This is a genomic window from Leisingera aquaemixtae (genome assembly GCF_019801145.1).
GTDB classification, from domain to species: Bacteria; Pseudomonadota; Alphaproteobacteria; order Rhodobacterales; family Rhodobacteraceae; genus Leisingera; species Leisingera aquaemixtae_A.
Map to the genome: position 1 here is coordinate 343,627 of NZ_JAHVJQ010000002.1, position 18,126 is coordinate 361,752.

The following is an 18,126-nucleotide window of genomic DNA, read 5'->3' on the forward strand; positions in this document are numbered from 1 at the left end:
CTTCAATCCATCAACAGTTCGCGGATTACCGCATTCAATACCGCGCGGCCCTGGTCAGTCGCGCGAAGCCTCTGGTCAGAGATAGTCACCATACCCATTTGTGCAAGGTCATCCAGCCGGTCTTCTGGCAGTTTATGGCCTGAAAGCTGGTTGTAGCGTGCCATATCCAGACCTTCGGACAGGCGCATCCCCATCATGAGGTATTCAGCCGCAGCATCTTCCCTGTTCAGCAGCTCGCGCAGGGATTCTCCGCAGCCCTTGTTCACCGCATTCAGCCAGGCCCCGGGCGCCAGATGGGTTTCGGTGGCATAACGCTGGCCATTCAAGGTCAGACGCCCATGGGCGCCGGGACCGATGCCGGCATAGTCGCCATAGCGCCAGTAGACTAGGTTGTGGCGGGATTCCGCGCCCGGTTTGGCGTGGTTGGAGATTTCATAGCCGGCCATGCCGAACCCGGCGCAGATTTCCTGGGTGGCCTGGTACATGTCCGCGGCGGTGTCATCTTCTGGCAGGCCGCGCAGTTTGCCGCGCGCGTAGCGGTCGCCGAAGGCGGTGCCTTCCTCGATTGTGAGCTGGTAAAGAGACAGGTGGTCAATTGCCATGGAAAGTGCTTCGCGCAGTTCTGCCTGCCAAGCTTCTAATGTCTGTCCCTGGCGCGCGTAGATCAGGTCAAAGCTCACGCGGTCAAAACATTTGCGGGCTACGTCGAAAGCTACCTTGGCTTCTGCAACGCTATGAATGCGGCCAAGCCGGCGCAGGTCTTCGTCGTTCAGGGCCTGAATGCCCATGGAGATCCGGTTCACGCCTGCGCCGCGGTAGCCTGCAAAGCGTCCGGCCTCGACTGACCCGGGGTTGGCTTCAAGAGAGATCTCTATGTCATTGGCAAAAGGCCAGATTTCACGTGCGCGCTCAATGACTGCGGCCACGGTTTCCGGCTGCATCAGGGAAGGGGTGCCGCCGCCAAAGAAAATGGAGTTCAGAACACGGCCCTGAAGCTGTTCCGAGAGTCTGTCGAGTTCTTGCAGATAGGCACTAACCCATAGGTTCTGGTCTATTTTTGCCGAAACATGGCTGTTGAAATCGCAATAGGGGCATTTGGCCTGGCAAAAGGGCCAATGCACGTAAAGGCCAAAGCCCCCATTGCGCCAGTCATCCACCGAAACAGCCCTGGACGAACTGCGCAACCGCCTTGCCGCGGTGGCTGATCTTGTTCTTCTCCGCCGGGTCCATCTCAGCGCAGGTGACGCTGTAGCCGTCCGGCTGGAACATCGGATCATAGCCGAAGCCGTGCTCTCCCCGGATCGGCCAGACCAGCTGCCCCGGCATCACGCCTTCGAACACCTCGTCGTGGCCGTCGGGCCAGGCAATCACCAGTGTGCAGCGGAACTGGGCAGTGCGGGGAGCTTCAGGGCCGGCCGCGGCCAGTTCGTCGTTGGCGCGGGTCATCGCCAGTTTGAAGTCGCGGCCACTGGGTGTTTCTGCCCAGTCGGCAGTGTAGACCCCGGGCGCGCCGTTCAGTGCGTCGATGGTGATGCCAGAATCATCGGACAGGGCCGGCAGGCCGGTTGCCGCGGCGGCGGCGTGGGCTTTGATGCGGGCATTGCCAACGAATGTATCCTCGGTTTCCTCCGGTTCCGGCAGGTTCATCTCGCCGGCGCCAATGACCTCCACGCCGAAGGGTGCGAGGATTTCGGTGATCTCGTTCAGCTTGCCTTTGTTGTGGGTGGCGACAAGCAGCTTGCCGCCTTCCAGTTTGCGGGTCATCTGCAGGCGGCCTTCTGCATTTCTGCCAGTTCAGTGGTACCCTTGGCTGCCAGATCCATCAGCTGGTTCATCTGATCACGGGAGAAGACGGAACCTTCTGCAGACATCTGCACTTCGATCAGCTTGCCGGATCCGGTCATGATAAAGTTGCCGTCGACGCCGGCTTCGGAATCCTCGGGGTAGTCCAAGTCCAGCACCGGCTGGCCGGCATAGATGCCGCAGGACACGGCAGAAACCGGGTCGATCAGGGGGTCGATCTGAACGTCGCCGGCCTTCATCAGCTTGTTGACGGCCAGACGCAGGGCGACCCAGCCGCCGGTGATCGAGGCGCAGCGGGTTCCGCCGTCGGCCTGCAGCACGTCGCAATCGACGGTGATCTGGCGTTCGCCCAGGGCAACACGGTCGACGCCGGCCCGCAGCGCACGGCCGATCAAGCGCTGGATTTCCACGGTGCGGCCGCCTTGCTTGCCAGAGGCAGCCTCGCGGCGCATCCGGGTATTGGTGGCACGGGGCAGCATCCCGTATTCAGCGGTAACCCAGCCTAAGCCAGTGCCCTTGATAAAAGGCGGCACGCGGTCTTCGATGGTGGCGGTGCACAGGACATGGGTGTCGCCGACCTTGATCAGGCAGGAGCCCTCGGCGTGTTTGGTGAAGCCGGTCTCGATCGAGACAGGGCGCATTTCATTCAGTTCTCGTCCTGAGGGTCGCATGGCACATCCTTTTGCTGTTGGCTTGGGGATATCCCCCGGACGCGGGGCTATGCAAGCCCGATTGACCTTTTCCCGAAGTGCTCTTTAATGACATTTTGGCGCTGGGTTCCTATGTTTAGACCGGAAGAAATGCTGGTAGGCTGATGAGCGATCCGAACAACATTCTGAAGGACCTGAATGACCGCTCCCGGGAGGTGTTCCGGGCAGTGGTGGAGAGCTATCTGGAGAGCGGCGATCCGGTTGGCAGCCGCACCCTGACCCGGTCGCTGAGCGAAAAGGTCAGTGCCGCCACGGTGCGCAACGTGATGCAGGATCTGGAATATTTGGGCCTGCTGGACAGCCCGCATGTCAGCGCGGGCAGAGTGCCCACACAGATGGGGCTCAGGATGTTTGTTGACGGATTGCTTGAGGTTGGCGACCTCAACGCAAATGACCGCGAGAAGATCGATGCGACGCTTGGCCGGAATGCGGGAGATGTCGGGGGAATGCTGGACCGCGTTGGTGCGGCGCTGTCGGGCGTGACGCAGGGCGCCTCTCTGGTGCTGACACCCAAGCATGAGGCGGAGATCAGGCATATCGAGTTCGTCTCCCTGGCGCATGACAGGGCGCTGGTGGTCCTGGTGTTTTCTGACGGGCATGTGGAGAACCGGCTGTTCACACCGCCGCCGGGGCAGACGCCCAGTTCGATGCGGGAGGCGGCGAATTTCCTGAATGCGCTGATCGAAGGAAAAACGCTGAGCGAGGTGCAACGGCAGATCCAAAAGGAGATCTCGGCCCGGCGTCAGGAAATTGACAGCCTCGCACACGCAATGATTGAAAGCGGTCTGGCGGTTTGGGAGGAAGAAGGCAGCGAACAGGCCAGGCTGATTGTGCGCGGGCGTGCGAATCTATTGGCCGAGACCGGCGCGGCAGAGGAGTTGGAGCGGATCCGCACGCTGTTTGATGATCTGGAACGCAAGCGGGACATCGCCGAATTCCTGGAACTGACCGAGGATGGCGAAGGCGTGCGCATTTTTATCGGGTCGGAGAACAAACTTTTCTCACTTTCGGGTTCCTCTTTGGTGGTGTCTCCCTATATGAACGCGGATCGAAAGATCATCGGTGCGGTTGGGGTGATTGGCCCGACGCGCCTGAATTACGGACGGATTGTGCCGATCGTGGACTACACGGCACAGCTGGTCGGCAAACTGTTGTCCGACCGGAGTTAGAGGTGAAACATGGCAGAGCTCAAGGACGAAGACTTTCTGGACGACATCGCCGCCGCCGAAGCTGAAGAGCTGGCAGCGCAGACCGAGGAATTTGATGATGCCTCGCTGGAAATCGATGCGCTCCGGGCGGAACGGGATGAGCTGAAGGACCGCTTCATGCGGGCGCTGGCGGATGCGGAAAACGCTCGCAAGCGCGGTGACAAGGCACGCCGCGAGGCGGAACAGTATGGCGGTTCGAAACTGGCCCGCGACATGCTGCCGGTCTATGACAACATGAAACGCGCGATCGAAGCGGCAACCGACGAGCAGCGCGAAGTATCCGCCGCCCTGATCGAGGGCGTGGAACTGACCATGCGCTCGCTGCTGGGGGTGTTCGAGAAGCACGGCATCCGGATTGTGTCGCCGGAAGTGGGCGACAAGTTCGATCCGCAAGTGCATGAAGCGATGTTCGAGGCGCCGGTGCCGGGCACCAAGGCGGGCGACATCATCCAGGTGTCTGCGGAAGGCTTTATGCTGCATGACCGGCTGTTGCGGGCCGCGCAAGTTGGCGTGTCCTCGACGCCGGCCAGCTGACGCGGACAGGCCCTGACGGGCCAGTGCCTCCGGCGGGAGTAACTTCTGAAAGATGAAAAGGCAGGTCCGGTTCGGGCCTGCCTTTTTCTTAACCTGCCGCTTCTTTGAGCTTGTAGAGCATCTCCAGCGCTTCCCGCGGGGAGAGGTCGTCGGGATGGATGCCGGCGAGGAGCTCTTCGGCCGGAGAGGGGCCCGCCGGCGCCTTGGGCTGCTGCGGCGGTGCTGCTGCGAAGAGAGGCAGGTCGTCTATCTGGACCTTGGACCCGCCTTCACGGCTGCCTTGTTCCAGCATGTCGAGCACGTCGCGCGCACGTGCAACGACGGAGGCAGGCAGGCCGGCGAGTTGGGCCACCTGGACACCGTAGGACCGGTCGGCAGCGCCTTTGCGCACTTCGTGCAGGAAGATGACCTCGCCCTCCCATTCCTTGACCGCAACGGTGGCGTTGTCGACGCCGTCCAGCTTGGCGGCAAGCTGAGTCAGCTCGTGGTAATGGGTGGCAAACAGCGCGCGGGAGCGGTTCACCTCATGCAGGTGCTCCAGTGTCGCCCAGGCAATGGACAGGCCGTCATAGGTGGCGGTGCCGCGGCCAATTTCGTCGAGGATCACCAGCGCCCGGTCATCCGCCTGGTTCAGGATCGCGGCGGTCTCGACCATTTCCACCATAAAGGTCGAGCGGCCGCGGGCCAGGTCGTCGGAGGCACCGACGCGGCTGAACAGCTGGCTGACCAGGCCGATATGTGCGGCCTCAGCCGGGACATAGCTGCCCATCTGGGCGAGCAGGGCAATCAATGCGTTCTGACGCAGGAAGGTCGATTTACCGGCCATGTTGGGACCGGTCAGCAGCCAGACAGCGGCACCGTCCTGCGCAGACAGATCGCAGTCGTTGGCGACGAAGGTCTCTCCTCCTTGCTGGCGCAGGGCCTGTTCCACAACCGGGTGGCGGCCGCCTTCCACGAGAAACGCGCGGCTGTTGTCGACCTTGGGGCGGGTCCAGTTCTCGCCGCGGGCCAAGTCGGCCAACCCGGTCAGCAGGTCCAGTTCTGCCAGTCCCCGCGCAGCAGTGTTGAGACGCGCGGCATTGTCCAGAATGGCGCCGGAAAGCCTTGCATAGAGCCGCTTTTCGATCTCCAGCGCCAGGTTGCCTGCATTCAGGATGCGGGTTTCGATCTCGCTCAGTTCCACCGTGGTGAACCGGACCTGGTTGGCTGTGGTCTGTCGGTGGATGTAGGTCTCGTTCAGCGGCGGCGACATCATCTTGTCCGCGTGTGTCGCTGTCGTTTCGATGAAATAGCCCAGCACGTTGTTGTGCTTGATCTTCAGCGAGCCGACGCCGGTGTGTTCTGCGTATTTCTTTTGCATCGAGGCGATGACCGATCGGCCTTCGTCGCGCAGGGTGCGGGCCTCGTCCAGTTCCGGATCATAGCCTGCTGCAATGAAGCCGCCATCGCGCGCCAGCAGCGGTGGTTCTGCCACAAGCGCGGCGTCCAGCAAGGACAGCAGACCGTCGAAGCCCTGAAGATCGGACAAGGCACCTGACATCAGGTCCGGCAGATCCATACCGGAGCAGAGGCCGGCGATCACCTCTGCCTGGGACAAGCCGTTGCGTATGGCGGCCAGATCCCGGGGGCCGCCGCGTTCCAGCGCGAGACGCGAGAGCGCGCGGTCGAGGTCCGGTGTCTTGCGCAGCGCGGTGCGAAGGTCTTCGGCGGTACGCGTATTTTCGACGGCAAAATCCAGGGCGGCCAGCCGCTGATGGACAGTGCCCAGATTGCGCGAAGGGCTGGACAGCCGCTGTTCCAGCAGACGGGCGCCGCCCGGGGTGACGGTCCGGTCCACGACGGACAGCAGAGAGCCGGCACGGCCGCCGGACAGGGACCGCGTCAGTTCCAGATTGCGGCGGGTGGCGGCGTCGATCTGCACCACCCGGTCCTGAGCCTCCTGCTGCGGCGGCTGCAGCAAAGGCAGTTTGCCCTTCTGGGTGATTTCCAAGTAGTCGATCAGCGCGCCCATCGCCGAGACTTCGGCGCGGGTGAAGGTTCCAAAGCCGTCCAGCGCGCTGACGTTGAACAGGGTGCAGATGCGTTTTTCGGCGGCGGTGCTGTCAAAGCTCGCCTTGCCCAGGGGGGTCAGCGGGATCTTGTATTCATCGGCCAGCGGGCGGGCGGCATCATAGGCCGGGCCGTCGGCAACGATCAGTTCCGAAGGTGCAAGGCGGGCCAGTTCCGGAGATAGGCGCACCCGCGCAACCGGCATCACGTGAAATGCGCCGGTGGAGATATCGGCCCAGGCCAGTGCAGCGTCGTCGCGCAGTTCGGAATAGGAGACCAGGAAATTGTGGCGGCGGGCCTCCAGCAGGGAATCTTCGGTCAGGGTGCCGGGGGTCACCAGACGCACCACATCGCGTTTCACAACCGATTTGGACCCGCGTTTCTTGGCCTCGGCCGGGCTTTCCAGTTGTTCGCCAACGGCCACGCGGAACCCCTTGCGGATCAGGGTCAGCAAATACCCTTCGGCGGCATGGACCGGCACGCCGCACATCGGGATGTCCTCCCCGTTGTGCTTGCCGCGTTTTGTCAGTGCGATGTCCAGCGCCTCGGCAGCATTGACCGCGTCCTCAAAGAACATCTCGTAGAAATCGCCCATCCGGTAGAAAAGCAGAGCATCCGCATGTGCTTCTTTGATTTCGAGATACTGCGCCATCATGGGCGTTACGGTCATTGGAAGTCCCCCGGGGTCGTCTTTGCAAGACATCTACAATGGGGGGTGGCCGAGGAAAACCCGGATATGGCTACCGCCAGCAGCCCCGGCGGCAGCCTGCTGTCAGTAGAGATTGCGCAGCGTGTCAGGCATCGTGTTGACGATAGAAAGCGACAGGGTGCTCAGTTGCTGCTGAGACTGCAAGGCCAGCAGCTTGGCCGCGGCCTCTTCAATGCTGGTGTCGATCATCGAACTGACGCCTTGGGTGATGGAGTCCGACAGTTTGCCGACGAATTGCCCTTGGGCAGCAAGCTGATTGGCGCCGACCCCTAACGCAGCCGAACTGTCGATCGCGTAGGACAGGAAGCCTTCGATCTCACCCAATGCGGCTAGAGCGCTGGCGCCGTCGGTGACCGCGGTGCGGCTGCCGAGGTCAAACTGCGGGCTGCCTTCAAAGTCTACCCCGTCAACGCTGAGCGTTGAAAGGCTGCCGACTCCTGACAGCCCGGACGGGACAGTGAGGGAAGTGCCGCCAGCGCCGTCGACGTCGGTTCTCAGGAGGTTCACCCCGTTGAAGCCGGAGGCGGAAATGATCGAATTGATCTTTTCGGTCTTCTTCGCCATGGCATCTTCGAATTTGCTGAAGTCGCCCATTCCGCTGGCAGCCATCACCGCCAGCGACCGCATTTCTGCCAGTGTTTCGGTAATTTGCTCAGCCCCGGCCGAGGCAACCGCCACGGTGGCCTCGCCCAGCGACAAAGTGTCCGAAACTGACCACAGCCCGGAAAGGTCCGAATTCATCATCTCGGAGATCGCCCAAAGGGCTGCATTATCCTGTGCTGTGTTCACGTTTTGGCCGGTGGATATGCTGTCTTGCACGGTATTCAGCTGGCTATTGACACCACCCAAAGTCTGCAAGGCGACCATCGCACCGGAATTGCTGTGAAAGCTTATCATTCCTCGCTTTTCCTTTGATCCAAAGCCCGCACTGCGGGCGGACAAACGCCGTTCTGAGCGTTGCCTGCAGGCCGATGAATTCCAGGCCTCAGCGCCACCTGGAACACAGGTGCGCGTTAATACCTATTAATAAATTACAGCATCTGGAGGTCTGCTTTAAGGCGAAAACCTGACGGTATTTATCGTCTTTTGGCCGCTTTTTTCTAAAATCTGGCGATACAGATTCTTGAAACCGCGGATTGAGGGGCGCCGTGTGCTGGGCTAAGACGGTCGGCGACGAGGAGAGGACATGAGAATAGATGCCTAAGAACAAGATCACCGACGAAGAAGCCCTGGCGTTTCACCTGGAGCCGTCTCCGGGCAAATGGGAGATCAACGCGACCGTCCCGATGACCACCCAGCGGGACTTGTCATTGGCCTATTCTCCGGGGGTTGCGGTGCCTTGCGAGGCAATCGCGGAGAACCCCGAAACCGTTTACGATTACACCAACAAGGGCAACCTTGTCGCGGTGATCTCCAACGGTACCGCCGTGCTGGGCCTGGGAAACCTGGGGGCACTGGGCTCCAAGCCGGTCATGGAAGGTAAATCCGTCCTGTTCAAACGGTTCGCCGATGTGAACTCGATCGATATCGAGCTGGACACGGAAGACCCGGACGAATTCATCAAGGCGGTCAAGCTGATGGGGCCGACCTTTGGCGGCATCAACCTAGAAGACATCAAGGCGCCCGAATGTTTCATCATTGAGCAGAAGCTCAAGGAAGAGATGGACATTCCGGTGTTCCACGACGACCAGCACGGCACTGCTGTTATTTGTGCCGCGGGTCTGATCAACGCGCTGCATCTGTCGGGCAAGAAGATCGAGGATGTGAAGATCGTTCTGAACGGCGCCGGCGCGGCAGGCATTGCCTGTATCGAACTGCTGAAGGCGATGGGTGCGCGTCACGAAAACTGTATCGTCTGCGACACCAAGGGCGTGATCTTCCAAGGCCGCACCGAGGGCATGAACCAGTGGAAATCGGCGCATGCCGTCAGCACCGATCTTCGTACCTTGGAAGAGGCGATGCGCGGTGCCGATGTGTTCCTCGGCGTTTCGGTCAAAGGTGCAGTGACCCAGGAAATGGTCGCCTCCATGGCCGACAATCCGGTGATCTTTGCGATGGCGAACCCGGATCCGGAAATCACTCCGGAAGAGGCGCATGAAGTTCGGGTGGACGCCATCGTTGCCACCGGCCGGTCGGATTATCCGAACCAGGTGAACAACGTTCTGGGCTTCCCCTACCTGTTCCGCGGTGCGCTGGACATTCACGCCCGCGCCATCAACGACGAGATGAAGATTGCCTGCGCCCATGCGCTGGCGGCGCTGGCGCGCGAGGATGTGCCGGACGAGGTAGCGCTGGCCTATGGCAAGTCGCTGACCTTTGGCCGCGACTACATCATCCCGACACCATTTGATCCGCGGCTGATCCACCGGATTCCGCCCGCCGTGGCCAGGGCGGGGATGGATACCGGTGCGGCGCGCCGCCCGATCGTGGATATGGACGCCTATGAGGTTGGCCTGAAATCACGAATGGACCCGACCGCTTCGATCCTGCGCGGCCTGAATGCCCGGGCACGCTCTGCCCAGTCCCGGATGATCTTTGCCGAAGGCGACGATCCGCGGGCCTTGCGTGCCGCAGTGATGTACCAGCGTTCCGGTTTCGGCAAATCGCTGGTCGTGGGCCGGCCGGATGACGTGCGCGGTAAGCTGGAAAAGGCCGGCCTGGGTGACGCCGTGCGTGAACTGGAAGTGGTGAACGCCGCCAACACGCCGCATTTCGAGATGTACAAGGATTTCCTGTATAACCGCCTGCAGCGCAAAGGGTTTGACCGCAAGGATATTCACCGCTTGGTGGGCCGTGACCGGCATGTGTTCTCCAGCCTGATGCTGGCGCATGGGCACGGAGACGGGCTGGTGACTGGCGCAACCCGTAAATCGGCGCATGTGCTGGACCGGATCAACCATGTGTTCGACGCCGATGCTGATCACGGCGTGGCCGGCGTGACCGCGCTGTTGCACAAGGGCCGGATCGTGCTGATTGGCGACACACTGGTGCACGAATGGCCGGATGAAAACCACCTGGCCAACATCGCGGAGCGTGCTGCCGTGGTGGCGCGCCACATGGGCCTTGAGCCGCGGGTTGCCTTTGTCAGCTTCTCCACCTTCGGCTATCCGGTGTCGGAGCGGGCTGAAAAAATGCATGTCGCACCGACCGTCCTGGACCAGCGCGGTGTCAATTTCGAGTACGAAGGCGAGATGACCGTCGATGTGGCTCTGAACGAGCGCGCGCAGCGGTATTATCCGTTCCAGCGCCTGACCGGCCCGGCCAACATCCTGATCGTGCCTGCCCGCCACTCAGCCTCGATCTCTGTCAAGCTGATGCAGGAGATGGGCGGTGCCACCGTGATCGGTCCGATCCTGTCCGGTATCGACAAGCCGATCCAGATTTGCTCGACCACCTCCACCACCAATGACATTCTGAACATGGCGGTGCTGGCAGCCTGCAATATCGGGTGATCTGATATGGCGATCTGGAACCTCGGCTCTATCAATGCGGATATGGTCTATACCATGCCGCATCTGCCGGCGGCGGGGGAAACCCTTGCTGCCCTCAGCCTTGACCGCTTTCTTGGCGGCAAGGGCGCCAACATGTCCGTCGCCGCCACCCGCGCAGGCAGCGACGTGCACCATGTCGGTGCTGTGGGGCCTGACGGCAAATGGGCGTTGGAGCGTCTTAAGGAGTATGGGGTTGGCATCAGCCACATCGTCCAGGCGGACACTCCAACCGGGCATGCCATCATCGCGGTGGAACCTGAGGGAGAAAACCAGATCATTCTGTTTCCTGGGGCTAACAGGACGCTGAGCCGGGAACAGGTGGAACAGGCTCTGTCCCGGGCGGGCGCCGGCGATATTCTGGTCATGCAGAATGAAACCAGCATGCAGGCAGAGGCGGCGCAGCTAGGGCGGAAGATGGGGCTGCGCGTCTGCTACGCAGCCGCACCGTTTGACGCAGATGCGGTACAGGCGGTTCTTCCGTGCCTGGATTTCCTGATCCTGAATGAGGTCGAGGCCCAGCAGCTTCAGCAGGCCACAGGAAAAGAGCCGGGCGGGTTGGGCGTCAAGGATGTGATCATCACCCTGGGTGCCAAGGGCGCGCGGCATATCGACGGGGAAACGGGCGCGGTTAGTGATGTGCCCGCCTTGCCGGTCACGCCGGTCGATACAACCGGTGCAGGAGATACCTTCACTGGTTACGTCCTGTCTGGCTTGGATCTCGGCCTTACGGTTGCCGAAGCAATGGCGCAGGCCAGCCGGGCAGGGGCGCTTATGGTCACGCGACGGGGCACGGCTGATGTCATTCCTACCTTGAAGGAAGTGCAAGCCGCCCGGTTCTAAAACCGGACGGCCTAGGCTCAATGCCCTTTGGCAAAAGGAGCCGCGTCGCCCCAAAGCTGCGCGACCTTCGCGTCGCGCCCGCAGGCCTGGCGGTAGCGCTTGTATGCTGCCGCCTGCCGCTTGGGTCCGAACCGGGTGAACACTAGGCTGTCGCCCTTGTAATAATCCTGGTGATAGTCTTCGGCCTGATAGAAAGTCTTGGCTGGAAGTATTGGGGTTACGATCTTCTGCCCCAAATCTTGCTGCGCCTGCGCCTTCGTTTGTTCGGCTAGGGCCCTTTCTTGGCTGTTAGAGACAAAAACCGCAGTGCGGTAGCTGTCGCCACGGTCACAGAACTGGCCGCCGGGATCGGTGGGGTCAACTGAGCGGAAGAACAGCTCCAGAAGGCGCTCGCGAGAGACTTTCGCAGGATCAAAGACGATCTGCACCGCCTCATAATGACCGGTGCCGCCGCGGGTGACGTCCTTGTAAGTGGGGTTTGCCGTGGTGCCACCCGTGTAGCCCGATACGGCTTCAACTACGCCCGGGACGCTTTCGAAATCGCTCTCCACGCACCAGAAACAGCCACCGGCAACGGTCAGAACTTCGGTGGATTGCGCGTGCAGCGGATTGCCGTGTGCAGAAAACCCGACGGCAATCAAACCGGTCAAAACCAGCGGCTTCAATTTCTCCAGAATTTGCATTCCCGACTCCATCTTGCCTTGCCGCCAGCCTGCCGGCTGTCGCGTCTCGGCTCAACCCGGCAAGTCAGGATTTCACGGACTGGTGACAGCAAGTTATCGTTTGGATTCCGGATCCAGTATTACTAACGTGCCGGCCAAGGAGGATTCCATGACCGACAAGATGAGCACCCACCAGGCGGAAGAAGATCAGCGCAACGAAGAGATACTGATTTATCTGAACGGTGAAATTGTGCCCAAGGCCGAGGCCAAAGTCAGTGTTTATGACAGCGGCTTCATGCTGGGCGACGGCGTGTGGGAAGGGCTGCGGCTGTACAATGGCAACTGGGCTTTCATGGATGAGCATCTGGACCGGCTGTTCGAGGCGGCCAAGGCTATTGATCTGGATATTGGCCTTGACCGAGATGGTGTCAGAAAAGCCTTGTTAGAGACACAATCAGCCAATGAAATGACGACCGATGCCCATGCCCGGCTGATGGTGACACGCGGTGTGAAAACCCGGCCGTTTCAGCATCCTTCATTGTCGCGCCAGGGGCCGACGATGACCATTATCATGGAGCATTCCCGCCCCAATCTGCCGCGCCCGATCAAGCTGGCGACAGTGCCTCATCTCCGCGGTCTGCCAATGACGCAGGATCCCAAGCTCAATTCCCATTCCAAGCTGAATTGCATCCTCGCGTGCATCGCGGCGGAGAAGGCCGGCGCGGATGAGGCGCTGATGCTGGATGTGAATGGTTTTGTGAACACCACCAACGCCTGCAACTTCTTCATCGTGCGCAAGGGAGAGGTTTGGACCTCCACCGGGGACTACTGCATGAACGGCATCACCCGGCAGAAAGTAATCGATCTTTGCCGCGAGAACGGCATCCCGGTCTATGAGAGGAACTACTCTTTGGTGGACACCTACGGTGCGGATGAAGCCTTTCTCACCGGAACCTTCGGCGCCCAAACCCCTGTGGGCAGTATTGATGGCCGGCAGATCGGCGACGGGCAGATGGGCGCGATGACAGAGCGCATCCGCGGTCTCTACAAGGCGCTGATCGAGAAGGAGTGCGCCTGATGCGGATTGCCATGTGGTCCGGGCCGCGGAACCTGTCGACGGCAATGATGTATGCCTTCGGCAACCGTGGCGATTGCGCCGTTGTGGATGAGCCGTTTTACGCGGCCTATCTGGCGATGACGGGCCTCGACCATCCGATGCGCGCGGAAATCCTGGAAAGCCAGCCGCAGGATCCTGAGACCGTGGCGCAGGCGCTGTTGGGGCCGGTGCCGGCGGCCAAGCCGTTCTATTACCAGAAACACATGACCCAGCACATGATCTCAGGGGTTCCGCGGGAATGGATGCGGGATGTCACCAACGTCTTTCTGATCCGCCATCCGGCGCGGGTGATCGCGTCTTATGCAGCGAAACGGGAGAACCCGGTGCTGGAGGACATCGGCTTCCGCCAGCAGGCGGAGCTGTTTGATCTGGTGCGCAGTTGGGGTCAGGTGCCGGTAGTGGTGGACAGCCATGACATCCGCGAGGATCCAGCCGCCAAGCTGGAGCAGCTGTGCGAGATGATGGGGATGCCCTATTCACCGAAGATGCTGAGCTGGCCCAAAGGCGGCCACAAGGACGACGGGGTCTGGGCTGCTCATTGGTATGGCGCTGTCTGGACCTCTACCGGATTCGCCGGCCCTGAAGGCCCCTTGCCGGACGTGCCGGAGGATTTGCAGCCAGTCCTGCAGGCAGCGATGCCCTATTACGAGCAAATGAAGGCGGCCAAAATCTGACGGGCTGAGGAGTGCTTCCCCTCGCCCTTGTGGCGCTCAGCCCAGGAAACTTGCCGCTCGAAATGGATCAGCTGATCAGCTTGCTCAGTTTCATCGCAACGCCCATGTCGCCGGAAATCTTGATCTTGCCCATCATGACGGCGGTCATCGGATTGAGGTTTCCGGTCAGCAGCTTTTTCAGGTTTTCAGCCGACAACCGCAGCGTGCAATCCGTTTCGCGGTCGTCTGTGCTGGCGCTTCCTTCCGACAGGACAATCACACCATCCGTTCCGCAATCGAATTTCAGCGACCCGTCGAAACTCTTCCCGGCCAGACCGTCCCGGATTCCAGCCGCAATATCGTCCAATGCCATCTCGTCCTCCCTCGCTATACGAAAGGGTTAGGCAGAGGGATAAAACCGGGCAAGATTGACCGCGGGAGAGGCGGAAGGATTACGCCGCGGCAAGTGCGGTCTTGGTCAGCGGGCAAGGCTGGCCGCCGTAAAAGGCATCCAGAACCTGCTGGAATTCCACCGGTGCGCCAGGGACGGCGGCAAACAGCGTCATCGAGGAGCGCAGTTTCTTGGCGTCGATGCCGCCAAGGATCTGTGCGGCATCCGCACCCTGATGAGACAGCATCAGCAGGCTGACCTCGACCAGTCGGGCGCGCAGTATCTCGTGGTTCAAATAGGCTGTGGCTTCGGTCAGGTCTTCGATCCCGTAAAGCTGCGCCATATGGGACTGGCCAAGCTCAGCCAGCTGGGGAAAGACAAACCACATCCAGTGGCTCGTCTTTTTTCCTGCAGAGAGTTCGCTCAGGACAGCCGTCCAGACGGTGTCCTGAGCTTCGACGAACATGTCCAGCTCTTCCGCGAAATCGTCCTCGAATTCGCCGTCTATGCCGTCTTGGTCACTCACTTCTTGATCCGGCGTTCGCGGGCGGCCAGCAGTTTGAGACGCAGGGCATTCAGCTGGATAAAGCCTGCAGCGTCCTTCTGGTCGTAGGCGCCGGCGTCTTCTTCGAAAGTCACATGTGCTTCGGAGTAGAGCGAATTGTCCGACCAGCGGCCAACGGTGGAAGCCAGACCCTTGTACAGCTTCACGCGCACGGTGCCGGACACGAACTCCTGGCTCTTGTCGATGGCCGCCTGCAGCATTTCACGCTCGGGGCTGTACCAGAAGCCGTTGTAGATCAGCTCTGCGTACTGCGGCATCAACTGGTCCTTAAGGTGCATTGCTCCGCGGTCTATGGTGATGGATTCGATGCCGCGGTGGGCTTCCAGCATGATGGTGCCGCCCGGGGTCTCATAGATACCGCGGGACTTCATGCCGACAAAACGGCCTTCGACCAGGTCGAGGCGGCCGATGCCGTGCTTGCGGCCGTACTCGTTCAGTTCGGTCAGAATGGTTGCCGGGCTCATCGCCTCGCCATTGATGGCAACCGGATCACCCTTTTCAAAGGTGATCTCGATGAACTCCGGGGTGTCCGGCGCCTCTTCGGGGTGGACGGTGCGCTGGTAGACGTAATCGGGCGCCATTTCCGCCGGATCCTCCAGCACCTTGCCCTCGGAGGAGGTGTGCAGCAGGTTGGCATCGACCGAGAAGGGAGCCTCGCCGCGCTTGTCCTTGGCGATCGGGATCTGGTGCGCCTCGGCAAATTCCAGCAGCTTGGTGCGCGAGGACAGGTCCCATTCACGCCAGGGCGCGATCACTTTGATTTCGGGGTTCAGCGCATAGGCCGCCAGTTCAAAGCGGACCTGGTCGTTGCCCTTGCCGGTGGCGCCGTGTGCAACCGCGTCGGCACCAGTGGCCTCTGCAATCTCAACCAGGCGTTTGGAGATCAGCGGGCGGGCGATCGAAGTGCCCAGCAGGTAGAGGCCCTCGTAAACCGCATTGGCGCGGAACATCGGGAACACGAAGTCGCGGACAAATTCCTCGCGCACATCTTCGATGAAGATGTTTTCCGGCTTGATGCCCAGCATTTCCGCTTTCTTGCGGGCGGGCTCCAGTTCCTCACCCTGGCCGAGATCGGCGGTGAAGGTGACAACTTCGCAGCCGTATTCGGTCTGCAGCCATTTCAGGATGATCGAGGTGTCGAGGCCGCCGGAATAGGCGAGCACAACTTTCTTGGGCGCGGACATGGAATTCCCTCTCAGGTCAGAACGCCTGCGGCGTAGCGGGTTTTGGCCGCAAGGGCAAGGTTTTCCGGGGTTTCGCACAGACTGCCCTGCAACTAAGGTCCGCGCCAAACAAGATTTTCAAACTGGAGCGGATTTTCATGAAACCTTGGGCGCTGTTCAGCCATTCAGTTGGAATGCTGACACGGAATTTCAGCGACATGCTGAGGGTGTTTTTGATCCCCACGCTTCTGATCGTGGCACTGTCTGCAACGTTTCTGAAGACGACGGGCTTGTGGGAAATCTTGCAATGGGGCGTAGTGACTCCGCTGCCGGAAGACTCGGGTCTCGGGGGTCCGTTTTTTCTGGTCGTAGTTCTTTCGCTCTTGATCGGTATGTGGAGTGTCGTTGCCTGGCATCGCTTCGTCCTGCTCGAGGAAATGCCGCAGGGCTGGATGCCGCGCATGCAAGGCAGCCGGATCATGGCCTATTTCGGCCGCTCTGTGCAGATCGCGCTTGTTCTTATCTGCATGATGATCCCTGTCATGCTGGTCGTCCTCCTGGTGACAACCATTCTCAGTGGGGCAGGTCCGGCTGCACTGCAATTGATCAACCTGCCGATTGCAATTTTTGTCACCTACCTGGTTTTGAGGCTTTCTGTCATTCTGCCTGCGGCAGCCCTGGGTGCGGATATGGGCCTGCGCGACGCTTGGAACTTCACCGGGAACGCTTTTGGTGACCTATTGGGTTTGGCTGCCATTTTGGTTGCGGCGCAATATGCAGCACAGTTCTTTGCCGAATCCTTAGCTGTATCACCGTCTTTGGCCGCTGGTGTTTCAATCCTGGTGTCTGCTGCTCTGGCGCTGCTGAACATTAGCATTCTGACCACCCTTTACGGTCATTACGTCGAGGGACGACCGGTCTGACGGCCGGTATTCTTATGTATGCTTTCAAGCCCGCCTCTTGCCTTGGAGGCGGGCTTGCGCCACTGAAGGATACATGAGTGATTTCAAGACCCAGGCCCGCGCCGCTGAGCAGGCGATGCGCGACGTGTTCCCGGCAACGCCGCTGCAGCGAAACGTGCATCTGTCCGAACGTTTCGGCGCCGACATCTACCTCAAGCGGGAGGACCTGAGCCCGGTCCGCTCCTACAAGATCCGCGGCGCGATGAACGCGATGCGCAAGCAGCCGGATCAGGAACTGTTTGTCTGTGCATCAGCCGGTAATCACGCGCAGGGCGTGGCTTTCATGTGCCGCCACATGGGGAAGCGCGGGGTGATCTTCATGCCGGTCACCACGCCGCAGCAGAAAATCCAGAAGACCCGGATGTTCGGCGGTGACAATATCGAAATCCATCTGGTCGGCGACTATTTCGACGTCTGCCTGGCTGCCGCGCAGGAATGGTGTGCGCAGGAGGGCGGCCATTTCCTGTCGCCGTTCGATGATGCCGATGTGATCGAAGGCCAGGCTTCCATCGCGGTGGAGATTGAGGAGCAGCTGGGCAAGGCACCCGATCATGTGCTGCTGCCGGTCGGCGGCGGCGGCATGTCGGCGGGCGTTTCCTCCTGGTTTGGCGAAGACGTCCACAGCCTGTTTGTGGAGCCGGACGGCGGCGCCTGCCTGCGGGCGGCGCTGACGGCGGGCAAACCGGTGCCGCTGGACACGGTGGATACCTTCGTCGATGGCGCTGCGGTGGGGCGGATCGGCGATCTGCCGTTTGATATTCTGAAGGACGTGCCGCTGCCGGATGTGCTGGCAATCTCCGAAGACCGCATCTGCGCCACCATCATCGAGATGCTGAACGTCGAGGGCATTGTTTTGGAGCCGGCTGGTGCGCTGTCCGTTGAGGCGCTGCAGGATGTGCGTTCCTGGATTCGCGGCAAGACAGTTGTCTGCGTCACCTCAGGCGGAAACTTCGATTTCGAGCGGCTGCCTGAGGTAAAGGAACGGGCGCAGCGCTATTCCGGGGTGAAGAAATACTTCATTTTGCGCCTGCCGCAGCGGCCCGGAGCGCTGAAGGAATTCCTGGGCATCCTCGGTCCTGAGGATGACATCGCCCGCTTTGAGTATATGAAGAAGTCGGCCCGGAACTTCGGCTCGGTTTTAATCGGTATCGAAACCAAGCGGCCGGAAAACTTTGAACAGCTGTTTGCGCGTCTGGATGCGGCAGGCATGACCTATACGGACATCACCCGGGACGAGACACTGGCGCAGTTCGTGATCTGACGCTGATT

At 60.7% G+C, this 18,126-nt stretch carries 17 protein-coding genes; 8 read left to right on the forward strand and 9 right to left on the reverse strand.

What is annotated here, in order from left to right; translation table 11 throughout:
- Positions 1-2: 2 nt before the first annotated feature.
- From hemW to rph, 3 genes are read right to left on the reverse strand one after another with little or no spacing between them, the layout of a single operon-like run.
- On the reverse strand, positions 3-1,157 hold the full coding sequence (gene hemW, locus KUW17_RS06200; RefSeq protein WP_222476865.1) for a radical SAM family heme chaperone HemW: 1,155 nt from the start codon (positions 1,155-1,157) through the stop codon (positions 3-5).
- Positions 1,150-1,764: an RdgB/HAM1 family non-canonical purine NTP pyrophosphatase gene (gene rdgB / locus KUW17_RS06205; protein ID WP_222476867.1), complete on the reverse strand. Its 615-nt coding sequence runs from the start codon at positions 1,762-1,764 to the stop codon at positions 1,150-1,152. Before rdgB ends, hemW begins: the two co-directional genes overlap by 8 nt.
- Entirely contained in the window at positions 1,761-2,474 is a 714-nt protein-coding gene (gene rph / locus KUW17_RS06210) for a ribonuclease PH (protein ID WP_222476868.1), read from the reverse strand. Before rph ends, rdgB begins: the two co-directional genes overlap by 4 nt.
- 143 nt (positions 2,475-2,617) lie before the next feature.
- Between rph and hrcA the strand changes: the two genes are divergently transcribed.
- Complete coding sequence (gene hrcA / locus KUW17_RS06215; RefSeq protein ID WP_222476869.1) at positions 2,618-3,682, forward strand: heat-inducible transcriptional repressor HrcA; 1,065 nt, start codon at positions 2,618-2,620, stop codon at positions 3,680-3,682.
- Positions 3,683-3,691: 9 nt separating this feature from the next.
- Positions 3,692-4,255: a nucleotide exchange factor GrpE gene (locus KUW17_RS06220; protein WP_222476870.1), complete on the forward strand. Its 564-nt coding sequence runs from the start codon at positions 3,692-3,694 to the stop codon at positions 4,253-4,255.
- A gap of 88 nt (positions 4,256-4,343) precedes the next feature.
- Here KUW17_RS06220 and mutS read toward each other — a convergent pair whose 3' ends face one another.
- Together mutS and KUW17_RS06230 are read right to left on the reverse strand one after the other, a co-directional pair.
- A complete protein-coding gene (gene mutS, locus KUW17_RS06225; protein WP_222476871.1) occupies positions 4,344-6,974 on the reverse strand; it encodes a DNA mismatch repair protein MutS in 2,631 nt (876 codons plus the stop codon).
- A 102-nt stretch (positions 6,975-7,076) separates the two neighbouring features.
- Positions 7,077-7,910: a flagellin gene (locus tag KUW17_RS06230; RefSeq protein WP_222476873.1), complete on the reverse strand. Its 834-nt coding sequence runs from the start codon at positions 7,908-7,910 to the stop codon at positions 7,077-7,079.
- Between the two features lie 299 nt (positions 7,911-8,209).
- Here KUW17_RS06230 and KUW17_RS06235 point away from each other — a divergent pair, with 299 nt between their 5' ends.
- The gene (locus KUW17_RS06235; protein ID WP_222476875.1) at positions 8,210-10,465 is read left to right on the forward strand and encodes an NADP-dependent malic enzyme; all 2,256 of its coding nucleotides are present in this window, start codon (positions 8,210-8,212) and stop codon (positions 10,463-10,465) included.
- 6 nt (positions 10,466-10,471) lie between these two features.
- The gene (locus KUW17_RS06240) at positions 10,472-11,344 is read left to right on the forward strand and encodes a ribokinase (RefSeq protein WP_222476876.1); all 873 of its coding nucleotides are present in this window, start codon (positions 10,472-10,474) and stop codon (positions 11,342-11,344) included.
- A gap of 17 nt (positions 11,345-11,361) precedes the next feature.
- On the opposite strand, the gene msrA is transcribed toward KUW17_RS06240, so the two are convergent.
- On the reverse strand, positions 11,362-12,027 hold the full coding sequence (msrA, locus tag KUW17_RS06245; protein ID WP_222476877.1) for a peptide-methionine (S)-S-oxide reductase MsrA: 666 nt from the start codon (positions 12,025-12,027) through the stop codon (positions 11,362-11,364).
- A 148-nt stretch (positions 12,028-12,175) separates the two neighbouring features.
- Between msrA and KUW17_RS06250 the strand changes: the two genes are divergently transcribed.
- A complete protein-coding gene (locus KUW17_RS06250) occupies positions 12,176-13,084 on the forward strand; it encodes a D-amino acid aminotransferase (RefSeq protein WP_222476880.1) in 909 nt (302 codons plus the stop codon).
- Entirely contained in the window at positions 13,084-13,797 is a 714-nt protein-coding gene (locus KUW17_RS06255) for an HAD family hydrolase (protein ID WP_222476882.1), read from the forward strand. Before KUW17_RS06250 ends, KUW17_RS06255 begins: the two co-directional genes overlap by 1 nt.
- Positions 13,798-13,864: 67 nt before the next feature.
- Here KUW17_RS06255 and KUW17_RS06260 read toward each other — a convergent pair whose 3' ends face one another.
- From KUW17_RS06260 to KUW17_RS06270, 3 genes are all read right to left on the reverse strand, one after another.
- On the reverse strand, positions 13,865-14,149 hold the full coding sequence (locus tag KUW17_RS06260; protein WP_222476883.1) for an SCP2 sterol-binding domain-containing protein: 285 nt from the start codon (positions 14,147-14,149) through the stop codon (positions 13,865-13,867).
- A gap of 79 nt (positions 14,150-14,228) precedes the next feature.
- Positions 14,229-14,693, reverse strand: a complete 465-nt coding sequence (locus tag KUW17_RS06265) for a DUF1810 domain-containing protein (protein WP_222476886.1) — start codon at positions 14,691-14,693, stop codon at positions 14,229-14,231.
- A complete protein-coding gene (locus tag KUW17_RS06270; protein WP_222476889.1) occupies positions 14,690-15,916 on the reverse strand; it encodes an argininosuccinate synthase in 1,227 nt (408 codons plus the stop codon). The genes KUW17_RS06265 and KUW17_RS06270 overlap by 4 nt, the downstream gene beginning before the upstream one ends.
- A gap of 137 nt (positions 15,917-16,053) precedes the next feature.
- On the opposite strand from KUW17_RS06270, the gene KUW17_RS06275 reads away from it, so the two are divergent.
- Positions 16,054-16,818: a hypothetical protein gene (locus KUW17_RS06275; protein ID WP_222476890.1), complete on the forward strand. Its 765-nt coding sequence runs from the start codon at positions 16,054-16,056 to the stop codon at positions 16,816-16,818.
- A 73-nt stretch (positions 16,819-16,891) separates the two neighbouring features.
- Entirely contained in the window at positions 16,892-18,118 is a 1,227-nt protein-coding gene (ilvA, locus tag KUW17_RS06280; RefSeq protein ID WP_222476891.1) for a threonine ammonia-lyase IlvA, read from the forward strand.
- Positions 18,119-18,126 lie beyond the last annotated feature (8 nt).

Coding starts and splice junctions, on each gene's coding strand:
- rdgB (WP_222476867.1), bottom strand. CDS start 1,764: ATGACCCGCAAACTGGAAGGCGGCAAGCTGCTTGTCGCCACCCACAAC.
- rph (WP_222476868.1), bottom strand. CDS start 2,474: ATGCGACCCTCAGGACGAGAACTGAATGAAATGCGCCCTGTCTCGATC.
- hrcA (WP_222476869.1), top strand. CDS start 2,618: ATGAGCGATCCGAACAACATTCTGAAGGACCTGAATGACCGCTCCCGG.
- KUW17_RS06220 (WP_222476870.1), top strand. CDS start 3,692: ATGGCAGAGCTCAAGGACGAAGACTTTCTGGACGACATCGCCGCCGCC.
- mutS (WP_222476871.1), bottom strand. CDS start 6,974: ATGACCGTAACGCCCATGATGGCGCAGTATCTCGAAATCAAAGAAGCA.
- KUW17_RS06230 (WP_222476873.1), bottom strand. CDS start 7,910: ATGATAAGCTTTCACAGCAATTCCGGTGCGATGGTCGCCTTGCAGACT.
- KUW17_RS06235 (WP_222476875.1), top strand. CDS start 8,210: ATGCCTAAGAACAAGATCACCGACGAAGAAGCCCTGGCGTTTCACCTG.
- KUW17_RS06240 (WP_222476876.1), top strand. CDS start 10,472: ATGGCGATCTGGAACCTCGGCTCTATCAATGCGGATATGGTCTATACC.
- msrA (WP_222476877.1), bottom strand. CDS start 12,027: ATGCAAATTCTGGAGAAATTGAAGCCGCTGGTTTTGACCGGTTTGATT.
- KUW17_RS06250 (WP_222476880.1), top strand. CDS start 12,176: ATGACCGACAAGATGAGCACCCACCAGGCGGAAGAAGATCAGCGCAAC.
- KUW17_RS06255 (WP_222476882.1), top strand. CDS start 13,084: ATGCGGATTGCCATGTGGTCCGGGCCGCGGAACCTGTCGACGGCAATG.
- KUW17_RS06260 (WP_222476883.1), bottom strand. CDS start 14,149: ATGGCATTGGACGATATTGCGGCTGGAATCCGGGACGGTCTGGCCGGG.
- KUW17_RS06270 (WP_222476889.1), bottom strand. CDS start 15,916: ATGTCCGCGCCCAAGAAAGTTGTGCTCGCCTATTCCGGCGGCCTCGAC.
- KUW17_RS06275 (WP_222476890.1), top strand. CDS start 16,054: ATGAAACCTTGGGCGCTGTTCAGCCATTCAGTTGGAATGCTGACACGG.
- ilvA (WP_222476891.1), top strand. CDS start 16,892: ATGAGTGATTTCAAGACCCAGGCCCGCGCCGCTGAGCAGGCGATGCGC.